This is a genomic window from Roseovarius sp. BRH_c41 (assembly GCF_000961715.1).
Classification (GTDB): domain Bacteria; phylum Pseudomonadota; class Alphaproteobacteria; order Rhodobacterales; family Rhodobacteraceae; genus Roseovarius.
The window spans coordinates 110,473-123,088 of the sequence record NZ_LADY01000026.1 but is presented as its reverse complement, the minus strand read 5'-3'; the positions used below and the strand labels follow the sequence as shown (position 1 = coordinate 123,088).

Here is a 12,616-nt window from a genome sequence, read left to right as displayed (position 1 = left end):
CTCATCTCCCCTGCATCGCCGCCATCAGCCGCGCCTTTTCGCCACTGTCGTCGCGGCGCGAGATGGCCTCGGCCAGCTCCTCCAGCGTGGCGATGGAATGGCCGGCGCGTAAGGCGTCCACATGCGGCAGCATCGCTCGGATGCCTTGGGCCTTCGGCGCAAAGCCTTCCCACCTAAGCAGCGGGTTGAGCCATATGAGCCGCCGCGCTGATAGATGCAGCCGCTCCATCTCATGGCTGAGCGCCTCAGGCGCATCACGGTCCAAACCGTCCGTGATCAAGAGCACCACCGCCCCCTGCCCCATCACCCGCCGTGACCAGTCGCGGTTGAAATCGTGCAGACAAGCGCCGATGCGCGTGCCGCCCTCCCAATCCTGCGCCTGTTTTCCGGCGGCGGCAAGGGCCGCATCGACATCCCGCGTCGCCAATTGCCGTGTGATGTTGGTCAACCGCGTGCCAAAGGTAAAGGCATGCACCCGCGCCCAGCCCGCGCCCTTTTGATTGGCAACGGCATGGAGAAAATGCAAAACCATCCGGCTATACTGGCTCATAGAGCCTGAGATATCGCAAAGCACCACAAGATTGGGCCAGCGCTCGCGCGGCTTTTGCAGGTGAATGCGTCGCATTTCGCCACCATGGCGCAGCGCCGCGCGCAGGGTCCGGCCCGCATCAACCCGGCGACCATTGAACGCGGCCATACCACGACGCGACGCAAAGGGTTTGACCGGCAAGGTCAGCCGCGCGAGCATACGTTTTGCTTGTGCGACCTCTGCCGTACTCATCTGCTCAAAATCGAGGGTGCGCAGCCGTTCCTCGCCCGAGAGGGTGGCGCTGGCGTCTACGTCGATCTGCACCTCATCGCTGTCGTGCTCTTCGATCTGTGGCGCGTCGCGTGTCACCCCGTCCAAGAGCGCTTCGGCTGCACGCTTTTCCGCCGCCTGCGCGCTGCGGTCCTCCTGCACGCCCCGGATAGCGGGCAGCATCATCGCCATCATATGCTCCATGTAGCGCGGATCGCGCCAATAGAGGCGAAAAATCTGCGCGAAAACAACCAGATGCTCGGGTCGCGTCACGAGGCAGGCGCGCAGCGTGTAAAAGAAATCACTCCGGCTGGAAAATCCGGCAACCGCCACGGCGCGGATCGCATCCAGCACCCGACCAGTGCCGATTGGCAACCCCGCCGCCCGCAAGGCCCGCGCGAAATGCGTGATGTTATGCGTGAGCTTGGGATCGTCCGGCAATTCGAGGGTCGGCAGCTCAGTCATGCCCATATAACTCTAGGGTTCGTTGAACATTCTGGGCATGGATATCGGCGTAGGGCGCGAACCATTCCAAAATACCGGTCGCCAGATCATCCGCGATGATCTCTTGCAGCGGTGTCACGCATTTCTCTGGTGCCGCTTCTAGTCCCATAAGCCAACGAATATAGCGTTGCGTCGCGCGGATAACCTCGGGGTCATACCCACCGCGCGCCAAAATGTCCGGTGCCCCGTGATCCGGTAGCACAAACTGCGGCTCAAGCGCGGCCAACCGATCGAGATCTCGTAAATGCGCGGCGAAATCCGCAGGCTCATCCACATAGGTCACACAATCCTCGACGGTGTCACCTGCCAGCAAAATCCGCCGCTCTGGCAACCACAGCACTGTGGCATCATCGCTGTGAATATTGGCCTCGATCAGCGTGACCCTCTGGTCGCCAAATATCATGTCAAACTGCCCGGAAAAGACCTGCGTCGGCAGGATCAGCGGCTTGATCTCTGGCAGGCCATGATAGGTGCCCGCTTCAATCGCTTCACGCCGGTCTGCAAGATGCGCAGCCGTGCGCGCGTTTGCAATCACCTCGCAGTCGGCAAAAGCTGACGTGCCGGCAACATGATCCAGATGCCAATGGCTATAGATGACCGTGAATTCGGTAACACCCATCTGCTCAAGATGCGCCCGTATTGCCGCGCCATGCTCGGATGAAACGCTGGTATCATACACCAGCGCCGATTGTCCTGCGACCAGCGCATAGGTGGCAATACCCAGACCGATTGCCCCTTCGTCAACCCAGTTGTCACCCTCCATGAATCGGTAACCCGGCACCCGGCCATCGTAATAGGCGTATAGTCCGGGATGCGGTTGAAGGATGCGCAAGTGCTGCGTTTTGCCCATTATTGCGACTCCAACCCCGCACGCACCTCATCCAGCAGGCGCTTGGCCTCGGAGCCCTGCAATTTTGAGATGTCATCCTGATATTTCAGGATTGCCCCCAGCGTATCTGCAATCACCTCGGGGCTGAGCGCTATCACATCAAGCGCCAGCAGGCATTTGGCCCAATCAATGGTCTCCGCCACCCCCGGTTTCTTGAAGAGATCCTCGGTGCGCAACCGCTGCACAAAGGCCACGATCTCGCGGCTGAGCACCTCTGCGGCCTCAGGCGCGCGGGCGTGCAGAATCTCGATCTCCCGGTCAAACGTCGGGTAATCCACCCAATGATAGAGGCACCGCCGCTTTAATGCGTCATGCACCTCGCGGGTGCGGTTGGAGGTGAGGATGACAATCGGCGGCTCGGGTGCGTGGATCGTGCCCAATTCTGGAATCGTCACCTGAAAATCGCTGAGCGCCTCCAGGAGAAACGCCTCGAACGGCTCGTCGGTGCGGTCGATCTCGTCAATGAGGAGCACCGGCGCGCCACCCGGTTGCGGGCGCATCGCCTGCAAAAGCGGACGCTCTATGAGGAACTCTTGGGTGAACAGTTCGTCCTTGAGATGGCCCCGGTCCACGCCCCCCGACGCCTCGGCGGCGCGGATGGCGATCATCTGCCCGGTGAAATTCCACTCATAGACCGCGCTCGCCGCATCCAGCCCCTCGTAGCATTGCAACCGGATCAATCGCCGCCCCAGCGCCTTGGCCAAGGCCTTGGCGATCTCGGTCTTGCCCGTCCCGGCTTCGCCCTCAAGAAAGAGCGGTCGACCAAGCGTCAAGGCCAGATAGGTCACGGTGCCAAGCGCCCGCCCGCAGACATAATCCTGCCCGGCCAGCAGGCTTTGCACCGCGTCAATGGATGTGGGGGTCTGCACGCTCTTGCCTCCGGTTTTCACTGCGTGCACCAGAACTGCATCGCAACCCCCGGCGGGTCAAGGGCGGCCCGCTCACACAATCGTGGGAGCCTCCCCCGGAAAGCCCTTGGTTTCTCCAAAGTTTTGCCCGATTTCAGGAACAGTCTATATACCAACAGGACCGCAGTCGAACGGTTCCGACACGACCGAGGGCACGAGTGATCATGCAGGACAACGCCGATATTTTTGATGCCGATCTCTCTGGTCTTGGCTGGGCAGAGTGGTGCGAACGTGCCAACGACCTCGCTGGCGACGACGGCTATGCCGAGCGGTTGGGAGACAAACATGTCGCGGTCCTGATCGAGCGCAAGCCGACATTGCTGGTGACGTTCGAATGCTTTTCCCGACTGCCGGACCTGTCGCCGCAATCGCAACCGCTGGGCTGGTCGATGACCAAAGCGCTTGGCTGGTCGCATCTCTGCCTGATCAGCGCACAGGATACATGGTTTCGCGACAGCCGGGTCTATGGCTATTTCGACCGGTTGATCGACGACGGATTCTTTGACGAGTTCGAGCAGGTGATCTTTTACGGGGCCGGCCCCTGCGGCTATGCGGCGGCGGCGTTTTCGGTGGCCGCCCCCGGTGCCAAGGTGGTGATGCTCAGCCCGCAGGCGACGCTCGATCCGCGCGTGGCCGAATGGGACGACAGGTTCCTGCGGATGCGCCGGGCCTCGTTCAGCGACCGCTACGGCTATGCGCCCGACATGCTGGATGCCGCCGCCTCGGCGGTGCTGCTCTATGATCCCGAGATCGAGCTTGATGCGATGCATGCCGCGCTCTTTACCCGCCCCAACGTGATGAAGTTCCGCACTCGCTATCTGGGCTATCAGATAGAGCCGGCCTTGTTGCGGATGGGGGTGATCTTTCGTCTGCTGGCGCAGGTCAGTGCCGATAAGCTGACACGCCTCAGCCTCGCGCAACTCTATCGCAAGCGGCGCGAGGATACGCCCTATCTCGTGAGTGTTCTGCAACGGCTGATGGCTGAGGAGCGACCGCACCTGACAATCCTGCACTGTCAAAACGCCATTGCGCGCGGCGTCGGTGGCCCACGGTTTCGCAAGGCATTGAAGCTCATGCAAACGCGGATGCAGGAAGAATAGGACGGGCCCGCGCCGACTCTCTGGTCTTGGGCGGTCCGATTGTGTATGCGCGAGCGCATGACCCAGACCCTGACCCTCCGCCGCCCCGACGATTGGCACCTGCATCTGCGCGATGGCGCGATGCTGCGCGCCGTCCTGCCTGAAACCACGCGCCATTTCGCCCGCGCCATCGTGATGCCCAATCTGGTGCCGCCGGTGGTCACCGGACAGGATGCCGCCGCCTACCGCGCACGGATCATGGCCGCGATGCCCGAGGGCACGGATTTCACCCCGCTGATGACGCTCTATTTGACCGAAGAGACCGATCCAGAGGATGTGGCGGCCGCCCATGCCGCGGGGCTTATCTCGGCGGTCAAGCTCTATCCCGCCGGGGCCACCACCAATTCCGCGAGCGGTGTGCGCGATTTCGACAAGGTGCGCGGCGTGCTGGAAAAGATGGCCGACATCGGCCTGCCGCTCTGCGTGCATGGCGAAGTGACGGACCCGAGCGTTGATATCTTCGACCGCGAGGCGGTCTTTATCGACCGCGTGCTCGATCCCGTGCGCCGCGCCACCCCCGGTTTGCGCGTCGTGATGGAACATATCACGACCGCCAATGGCGTCGACTATGTGCGCGCCCATGATCAAGACCTTGGGGCCACGATCACCACGCATCACCTCGTGATCAACCGCAACCATATCCTCGTGGGCGGGATCAAGCCGCATTATTACTGCTTGCCCGTGGCCAAGCGCGAGGAGCACCGCCTCGCTCTGCGCGCCGCCGCCACCTCTGGCGATGCGCGGTTTTTCCTCGGCACCGACAGCGCGCCGCATATCGATCCGCTCAAGGAAAGCGCCTGTGGCTGCGCGGGGTGTTTCACCGCGACCAATACGATGTCCATCCTTGCGCATGTGTTCGAGGTCGAGGGCGCGCTTGAGCGGCTCGAGGGCTTTACCTCGCTCAACGGCCCTGCCTTCTATGGCCTGCCCGCCAATGAGGCCACGCTGACCCTGACCAAGGGCGATGCGGTCACCTACCCCGAAAAGATCGACACCGGCGACGGCCCCGTCACCGTCTTTGACCCCGGCTTCGCGCTCGATTGGCGCGTGACCTGAGTTTCATCGTTCCCTCAATACTCTCGCCGGAGGCCTCATAACTCTTCGGCGCACTGCTCAACCCAAGGACCACGCCATGATCCCCGCCACCTACCCACCCAAGGACGAAATCGCCCGCCTCACCGCCCGGATGCTGCTGGAAATCGGCGCGGTGCATTTCAACGCGGCCGAGCCCTTTACGCTGGCCTCCGGCCTGCCCTCGCCCACCTATATCGACTGCCGCAAGCTCATCAGCTACCCGCGCATCCGCGCGACGCTGATGGATTTTCTCACCATCACCGTGATGCGTGAGGCCGGGTTCGAGGCGTTCGACAATATCGCGGGCGGCGAGACGGCGGGCATTCCCTTTGCCGCCCTTGTGGCCGAGCGCATGGCCCTGCCGATGACCTATGTGCGCAAGAAACCCAAGGGCTACGGGCGCAACGCCCGTATCGAAGGCGCCATGACCGAGGGGCAGCGCGTCCTTTTGGTCGAGGATCTGACCACCGATGGCGGCTCAAAGCTGAGCTTCGTGGATGCCATCCGCGAAACGGGGGCCACCTGCGGCCACACAGCAGTGATATTTTACTACGGCATCTTCCCCGAGACCGAGAAAACCCTTGGCGATCACGGTATCGCGCTGCATCACCTCTGCACTTGGTGGGATGTTCTGTCCGAGGCACGCGCGCAGGCCATTTTCGATGCCGCAACCCTGAACGCGGTCGAGGATTTCCTGCGCGATCCGCGTAAGTGGCAGGCGGCACACAAGAAATAAACTTGTCCTCAGGGGGTGGGGATAACCCATCTCTCGAATCGCAAAGCGCGTCCAGATGTGGTAGGCTAAAGCGATGAGGCCACAGGATGCGGGTGCCCCGTTTGCGGCGCGCGCCTATCCACCGGCTTATCCCGCCAAAGGTCCACAGAGTTATACAAGTGGCGGGCGTCGCGGGATTGGCCTAGAACACGCGAACCAAGACGACCGAAACGATACCGATAAAAAACCGATAGACGGGGACCGCAGGCATGAATGAAATCAGCGCTTTCAATCCGACCGGAGCAGAGATTCAATCCGCCGATAGCGTGCCGCATTCCATCGAGGCCGAACAGCAACTCCTCGGCGCGATTCTGACCAATAATGACGTCTATGATCGCATCGCCGCCATCATCGGGCCACAGCATTTCTACGATCCGGTGCATGCCCGCATCTTTGAGACCGCCGCCGCCCGCATTGCCAAGAACAACCTCGCCTCGCCCGTGACCCTGCGCGCATTCCTGGAGAATGATGAGGGATTGAAAGAGCTTGGCGGTCCCGCCTATCTCGCCAAACTGGCAGGCGCTGCGATTTCAACCTTTGCGGTGCGCGACTATGCGCAGATGATCTATGACCTCGCGATCCGCCGCGCCCTGATTGCCCTTGGCCATGATATCGCGGGCAAGGCCGCGCGCGTCAACGTGGATAGCGAGCCCAAGGATCAGATCGTCGAGGCCGAACAAAAGCTCTATCAATTGGCCGAACAGGGCCAGTCCGAAAGCGGATTTCAAAGCTTTCTCAAGGCGGTAACTGACGCTGTTAATGTGGCCAATGCCGCCTATCAGCGCGAAGGCGGGCTGGCGGGCATCTCGACCGGGCTGGTCGATCTCGATGGCAAACTGGGCGGGCTGCACAAATCCGACCTTCTGATCCTCGCCGGTCGCCCGTCGATGGGCAAGACCTCGCTGGCCACCAATATTGCCTTCAACGTGGCCAAGGCCTATCGCCGCGGCACCCTGCCCGATGGCACCGAAGGTGCGGTGGATGGGGGCGTCGTGGGCTTTTTCTCGCTCGAGATGAGCGCCGAACAATTGGCAGGCCGGGTGCTGGCCGAAGCCTCGGAAATCTCGTCGCATAAAATTCGTCAGGGCGATATGGACGAAAGCGAATTCCGCCGCTTTGTCGAGGCTGCCAAGACGCTCGAATCCTGCCCGCTCTATATTGACGACACCGCCGCCATCCCGATTTCGCAGCTTGCGGCCCGCGCGCGGCGGCTCAAACGGACCCATGGTCTTGACCTGCTGATCGTCGACTACCTGCAACTGGTGCGCGGCTCGTCCGACAACCGTGTGCAGGAGATTGGCGAAATTTCTATGGGACTCAAGGCGATAGCCAAGGAACTTAATATCCCCGTGGTCGCGCTCTCGCAGCTCTCGCGTCAGGTCGAGAACCGCGAGGACAAGCGGCCGCAATTGTCGGACCTGCGCGAATCCGGTTCTATCGAACAGGACGCAGATGTGGTGATGTTCGTGTTCCGCGAGGAATATTACAAGGAACGCGAAAAGCCGGGCGATCACGAAATGGACAAGATGGCCGAATGGCAAGAGGCGATGTCGCGCCTGCATGGCAAGGCGGACGTCATCATCGGCAAACAGCGTCACGGCCCGATTGGCACGGTCGAGTTGAGCTTTGAGGCTCAGTTCACCCGGTTCGGCAATCTGGTGAAATCCTGGCAACAGGGCGGCAACGCCGACTATTAATCCGCCCGTTGACGGGGGCGCTGCCCCCGGCCCCCCGAGGTATTTCGGGCCAGATGACACCCAATCCAGAAGCAAGCCAAGTCGCACCATGCCCCGCTATGCCCTCAAGATCGAATATGACGGCGCGCCCTTTGCCGGCTGGCAGAGGCAGGTTGACCACCCGTCGGTTCAAGGCGCAATCGAGGCGGCGCTCGGACGCATTGAACCGGGCCCACACACCATCGCTGCCGCCGGGCGCACGGATGCCGGGGTGCATGCGCTGGCGCAGGTCGCGCATTGCGATCTGCCGCGGGATTGGGGGACGTTTCGCCTGTCAGAGGCCCTCAATTACCACCTCAAGCCGCTGCCCGTCGCAATCACTGGCTGTGCGCGTGTCCCCGAGGACTGGCACGCGCGATTCTCCGCAACCGAGCGGCAGTATCTCTTTCGCATCCTGTCACGCCGGGCGCCGGTCACACTCGATCAGGGGCGCGTCTGGCATGTGCGCCCAATGCTGGACATCGACGCGATGCGGGCGGGCGCGGCGCATCTCATCGGCACGCATGATTTCACCACCTTCCGCTCGACCATCTGTCAGGCGGCCAGCCCGATCAAGACATTGGACTCGATAGAGATTTCAGAACATTCCACGCCCACCGGAATGGAGATCCATTTCCAATTGCGGGCGCGGTCCTTTTTGCACAACCAGGTCCGCAGCATCGTTGGAACGCTCGAACGCGTGGGGGCGGGATCGTGGCATCCCGATCAGGTGCGCGGCGCGCTTGACGCCCGCGACCGCGCCGCCTGCGGTCCGGTTTGCCCGCCCTATGGGCTCTATCTCGCGCATGTTGTCTACGACATGGAGCCCTTTGGGACGGATTAATCCCCGCGCAACGGTCCCGTGACGCACCCGTGACGCGGTTGACGGAGCGGTGGGCGCCTGCGCATCCGGTCGGAACGAAAAGAGGAATCAGAACAGGTGGCTGGACAGGGGGAGCGTGGTTGCGCACCGTTTTCCGAACCGTTATCAGACTGATATGGCCCCGTAGCTCAACTGGATAGAGCACGGACCTTCTAAGTCTGGGGTTGGGGGTTCAAGTCCTCCCGGGGTCGCCATGTCTGCATCGCATTCTCTCTGCGATGTTCGCTGTCTCAGGCGATCATTTCGATTCGGGTGCCCGGAAACTGTTCGACCGCCACAATCGCATGTTCTCGCCGCATGAGCGCAATCGCGGTGGAAAGCCCGTCGGCCACGGCCGCAGAGGGGGACGAGACGCTGACGATCTTGTGGCGGGGACGATGGCCATTCGGGCAGACGATATACACGCCGTCATCCGATTTTTTAACGCCCATCGGTTTCGTGGTGGCGAGCGCCCGGTTGCAGAGCGCAACATGATGATCGTACTCACCATTAGCAGAGTTAATCCTCGCCTTCCAAGTATTCCCAATTGGGTTCCGCCCAATCGCCTGCAACTCCCCAATGTCAATGAGCACATCGGTCAAACCCTCGGCGCGCAGAAACGCGGCGATCCGGTCTGTCACATACCCCCGGGCGATTCCGTTGAGGGTTAGCGCCATGCCGGCGCGCTCAAAGGATATTTCACGCGCATCAATTTTGACCTTGTCCCAACCAATGAGCCCGAAGACCCGTGCCCGTGCGCGCGCCATCATACCAGCCTGCAAAAGCGGCTGCACCGTGGGGTCGAACGCGCCACCTGTGGCCTTGTTCAGACGATCCGACAGGTCGATCACGTTAAAGAACTCGGGCGGTGGGGCCACAAGGCGCCCGGTCTGGTTGAGCTGAACCAAAGTGCTGTCGGGGCGAAAGAGGCTGAACAAGCGATCAAGCCGATCCAATTCGGCCTCAAACGCCGCAAAGATAGGCTGTGCGGCCTCGGGATTCAGTCCTGCCAAAACCAAGCTGGCGGGCGCACCCATTGCCCGACCTTGCCAGCGGGCACTTTGGGACGCCAAGGCAAACGAGGGTGCCGCGATGGCTGTGGCAGCGATGGTCAGAAAGCGGCGGCGGGTCAAATTCATTTATAAAACTCCGGGGCTTGACTATGAGAGCCATGCCGGAGGTACTCAAAGAGGATGGATAAAAAGGGGACTAAAGAACCTCTGAGAATCACACCGAACAAGTGGCCTTAACCACAACCTATGGGCTAGGACAGCGGGGCTTTTTGATCCAAATCAAAGTTTCCGGGGATTGCATAAAAAGATTACTCGAATTGGCTCTTTTACACCCAATGCGAAATCGGTGGTCGCCTCAGAGGGGCCGCCACCGTTGAGAGAGGCGCACAAGGCCGATGCCGCAGGCAGCCCCGAGACCGTCAGCGAAAAGGTCCGCCCATTCGGCGCCACGCCCCACATAGGGCTGCACAATCTCGATCAGGCCGCCATATGTCAGCGCCGCGACCCAGATCAATCGCCAATGCTTGGGATGCCGCGCGGCCATGGGGAGCACAAGCAGGCCAAAGGCCAGCACGTGCGCCGCCTTGTCTAGCCCCATAGGTGGCGCAACGCCCGTCGAAGAGGGCATCAGTGTCGTTATGCCAATCGCGAGCGCCAGCAGAAAGGTGAGAACTTGGGCCATCCCTGCCCTTACCCTCCGCACGGGCCCGCTTCAACCCAAAGGCTCAGAAGTCGAAGAGGTCTTCCAGAAATCCGCCACGCTTTTTCCGCCGGGATTGCCCATGGTCCGAATGGCCCCGGTCCGAATACCCACGGCCTCCATGATCCGGAGCGGCCTGCGGTGCCGCTGCTGTGCCCGCTGCGCGGTCGATGATCTTGTCCAACTCACCCCGGTCGAGCCAGACACCCCGGCATTGCGGGCAATAGTCGATCTCGACCCCGGTGCGTTCCGCGAGAATCAGTTGCGTGCCGTCTATCGGACATTGCATGGGCGCTCTCCTTATTTAGTGCGTCAGAGGGCATGTGGGCATGCCCTGCCCTCTGTGCAACCCAGAGCGCCCAAGGACAGGCTCAGCGGATCACATGCACCGCGCAATTGGCATGGCGCACGACCTTGGCCGCGGTGGACCCGAGCAAAAGATCCTGCATACCGGGGCGGTGGCTCGCAATCACGATACAATCCGGCGTGTACCGCTCGGCCCAGTCGAGGATGGTACGGCCCGAATGCCCCTCGACCACATGACAGGAGCCATTTGGCAAAGTGGCGGCAATATCGGCCAATTCCGCTTCGATTGCCTTGCGCGCCTCGTTGACATAGCCCTGTGGCAGGTAGGATATCGCATAGCCCGGCACCTGCTCGATCACATGCAAAAGGCTGATATGTCCGGTCTCCTCGGCCAAGAGCCGTGCCACCCGAAGGGCCGCCTCCGAATCACGTTCCTGATCGAACGACACCGGAACCAAGATGTGAGAATACATGGCGTTTCCTTTCCTTTTGACTAATCCGATTATGGGGCGGTGACGACACAAGCACCATGATCCAGATCAGGACCGGATCAGTTCTGCATGTCTCGCACTTGCGCCGCGATTTGCGCCGCCCATTCGCCAATGATTGGCAGAAACTCGATCTGGCTCAACATCCAGATCATCACCGAAATCAGCACAGTCGCCCCAAGCACGGTGCCCAACCCCGCGGCCAGCCCCCGCGCCAGATTGAAGGCCAGCATGCGCGGGAATGAATTGTGCACCCGGATGAATCGATGCGCATTCAGGGTCTGCAACTCGCGGCGCAGCGCCGCCACTTCGCGCATCAGGTCGTCGGATGGTCCGGTGTCCTCACTCATCCGAAGGTCGCCACCACGTCATACATCACCGGCTCAAAGCTCTTGCAGAGTTCGTTGATCTCGCGGTTGCGGGCGCGCATGTCGTCACTTCGCAGCATCGCCTGAAAATCCGCCCGCGCGCGCCATTGCGAGTAATTGGCGATCCGGGTCTGCGCATCGTTCACATGCAGCCCGGCCGAGATGAAGCCCGGTTGATGCGAGATGAAATCGCGGTACGCGGCAGTCAGGAGATCCATGAGATCCTGACAGGTACCGGGTGTCACCTCGAATGTCGTGATCACGGTCTGATGGTCGGTGACGGTACTGATCTGGGGCATGGCGGACCTCCTTTGCAAGGCGAGCGTAACACGCGGTTCCCGAACGGTAAATTCCCCGCCGATCTTAACCCGCGCTTTACCCTTTTTAACGAGGGTTAACGCAGAGGTAGCCATGCTGAGATGTCTTACCCTTGCACTCATGCTGCTGCCTTGGCTGATCACCACGGCAGAGGCGGGTGCCTGGCTGCGTGACAAGGGCCAAATCTTTCTGGCAACATCCGGACAGATGGAGGGGCCGGATGAATTCGGTCTCTACCGACAGAGTTTCACACTCTACGCTGAGTACGGCCTGACCGAACGGGTGACGCTGGGGCTGGATCTTGGGGGCGACACCCTGCGCATGACCAAGAGCATTGCCTTTGCCCGCTGGCCGATAGGCCGGGCAGGACGCAAGCTCAGACTGGCATTTGAGATTGGCCTCGGTGAAGTGGACGAGACTGCGGCGCTGCGCCCCGGCTTGTCATTGGGGCGTGGCCTCACGCTCTGGGGGCGTCATGCCTGGGCGGCATTTGACGGGCGCGCCGTGGTCTTTGGTGACAGCCGGATGACGCTGGAAAGCGACATCACCTTTGGCCTCAATACCACCCAACGCAGCAAGGCGATCCTGCAACTCCAGACCGGGCGCCCGTCCTTTGGTCGCGCCTACAGCCGATTTGTCCCGTCATTTGTCTACGAAACCAAACCCGGCGCGCATCTCGAATTCGGCGTGATCCTGCCGCTCACGGGACAAGATGAGCGTGGTGTGAAACTGGGTCTCTGGCGACAGTTCTGACGCGT

The 12,616-nt window shown here is 61.4% G+C and carries 15 protein-coding genes and 1 tRNA gene; 7 read left to right on the top strand and 9 right to left on the bottom strand.

Features of this window, described 5'->3' with window-relative positions; all coding sequences use genetic code 11:
* Position 1: 1 nt before the first annotated feature.
* From VR71_RS09105 to VR71_RS09095, 3 genes are read right to left on the bottom strand one after another with little or no spacing between them, the layout of a single operon-like run.
* Positions 2–1,264 carry a VWA domain-containing protein gene (locus VR71_RS09105; protein ID WP_045683260.1) on the bottom strand — a complete coding sequence of 421 codons (1,263 nt, stop codon included), beginning with the start codon at positions 1,262–1,264 and terminating at the stop codon, positions 2–4.
* The gene (locus VR71_RS09100; protein ID WP_045683149.1) at positions 1,257–2,153 is read right to left on the bottom strand and encodes an MBL fold metallo-hydrolase; all 897 of its coding nucleotides are present in this window, start codon (positions 2,151–2,153) and stop codon (positions 1,257–1,259) included. Before VR71_RS09100 ends, VR71_RS09105 begins: the two co-directional genes overlap by 8 nt.
* Entirely contained in the window at positions 2,153–3,061 is a 909-nt protein-coding gene (locus VR71_RS09095; protein WP_040651665.1) for a MoxR family ATPase, read from the bottom strand. Before VR71_RS09095 ends, VR71_RS09100 begins: the two co-directional genes overlap by 1 nt.
* 203 nt (positions 3,062–3,264) lie before the next feature.
* On the opposite strand from VR71_RS09095, the gene VR71_RS09090 reads away from it, so the two are divergent.
* From VR71_RS09090 to VR71_RS09065, 6 genes are all read left to right on the top strand, one after another.
* The gene (locus VR71_RS09090) at positions 3,265–4,200 is read left to right on the top strand and encodes a phosphoadenosine phosphosulfate reductase (RefSeq protein WP_083781560.1); all 936 of its coding nucleotides are present in this window, start codon (positions 3,265–3,267) and stop codon (positions 4,198–4,200) included.
* A 57-nt stretch (positions 4,201–4,257) separates the two neighbouring features.
* A complete protein-coding gene (gene pyrC, locus VR71_RS09085) occupies positions 4,258–5,295 on the top strand; it encodes a dihydroorotase (RefSeq protein WP_045683258.1) in 1,038 nt (345 codons plus the stop codon).
* Positions 5,296–5,371: 76 nt separating this feature from the next.
* A complete protein-coding gene (locus tag VR71_RS09080; RefSeq protein ID WP_045683142.1) occupies positions 5,372–6,049 on the top strand; it encodes an orotate phosphoribosyltransferase in 678 nt (225 codons plus the stop codon).
* Positions 6,050–6,297: 248 nt separating this feature from the next.
* The gene (locus VR71_RS09075; protein ID WP_009819118.1) at positions 6,298–7,785 is read left to right on the top strand and encodes a replicative DNA helicase; all 1,488 of its coding nucleotides are present in this window, start codon (positions 6,298–6,300) and stop codon (positions 7,783–7,785) included.
* 88 nt (positions 7,786–7,873) lie between these two features.
* Positions 7,874–8,647, top strand: coding sequence for a tRNA pseudouridine(38-40) synthase TruA (truA, locus tag VR71_RS09070; protein ID WP_045683139.1), 774 nt, complete (start codon positions 7,874–7,876; stop codon positions 8,645–8,647).
* 156 nt (positions 8,648–8,803) lie between these two features.
* Positions 8,804–8,880 (top strand) — tRNA-Arg (locus VR71_RS09065).
* A gap of 36 nt (positions 8,881–8,916) precedes the next feature.
* Here VR71_RS09065 and VR71_RS09060 read toward each other — a convergent pair.
* From VR71_RS09060 to VR71_RS09035, 6 genes are all read right to left on the bottom strand, one after another.
* On the bottom strand, positions 8,917–9,804 hold the full coding sequence (locus VR71_RS09060) for an FAD:protein FMN transferase (RefSeq protein ID WP_045683137.1): 888 nt from the start codon (positions 9,802–9,804) through the stop codon (positions 8,917–8,919).
* A gap of 229 nt (positions 9,805–10,033) precedes the next feature.
* On the bottom strand, positions 10,034–10,360 hold the full coding sequence (locus tag VR71_RS09055) for a VanZ family protein (protein ID WP_045683128.1): 327 nt from the start codon (positions 10,358–10,360) through the stop codon (positions 10,034–10,036).
* Positions 10,361–10,403: 43 nt separating this feature from the next.
* Positions 10,404–10,667: a zf-TFIIB domain-containing protein gene (locus VR71_RS09050; RefSeq protein ID WP_045683127.1), complete on the bottom strand. Its 264-nt coding sequence runs from the start codon at positions 10,665–10,667 to the stop codon at positions 10,404–10,406.
* Positions 10,668–10,749: 82 nt separating this feature from the next.
* Positions 10,750–11,157, bottom strand: a complete 408-nt coding sequence (locus tag VR71_RS09045; protein WP_009819123.1) for a universal stress protein — start codon at positions 11,155–11,157, stop codon at positions 10,750–10,752.
* Positions 11,158–11,234: 77 nt separating this feature from the next.
* On the bottom strand, positions 11,235–11,522 hold the full coding sequence (locus VR71_RS09040) for a DUF5665 domain-containing protein (RefSeq protein WP_009819124.1): 288 nt from the start codon (positions 11,520–11,522) through the stop codon (positions 11,235–11,237).
* Positions 11,519–11,839, bottom strand: a complete 321-nt coding sequence (locus VR71_RS09035) for an antibiotic biosynthesis monooxygenase (RefSeq protein ID WP_009819125.1) — start codon at positions 11,837–11,839, stop codon at positions 11,519–11,521. The genes VR71_RS09040 and VR71_RS09035 overlap by 4 nt, the downstream gene beginning before the upstream one ends.
* A 112-nt stretch (positions 11,840–11,951) precedes the next feature.
* Here VR71_RS09035 and VR71_RS09030 point away from each other — a divergent pair, with 112 nt between their 5' ends.
* Positions 11,952–12,611: a hypothetical protein gene (locus VR71_RS09030; protein ID WP_045683124.1), complete on the top strand. Its 660-nt coding sequence runs from the start codon at positions 11,952–11,954 to the stop codon at positions 12,609–12,611.
* Positions 12,612–12,616: the final 5 nt, after the last annotated feature.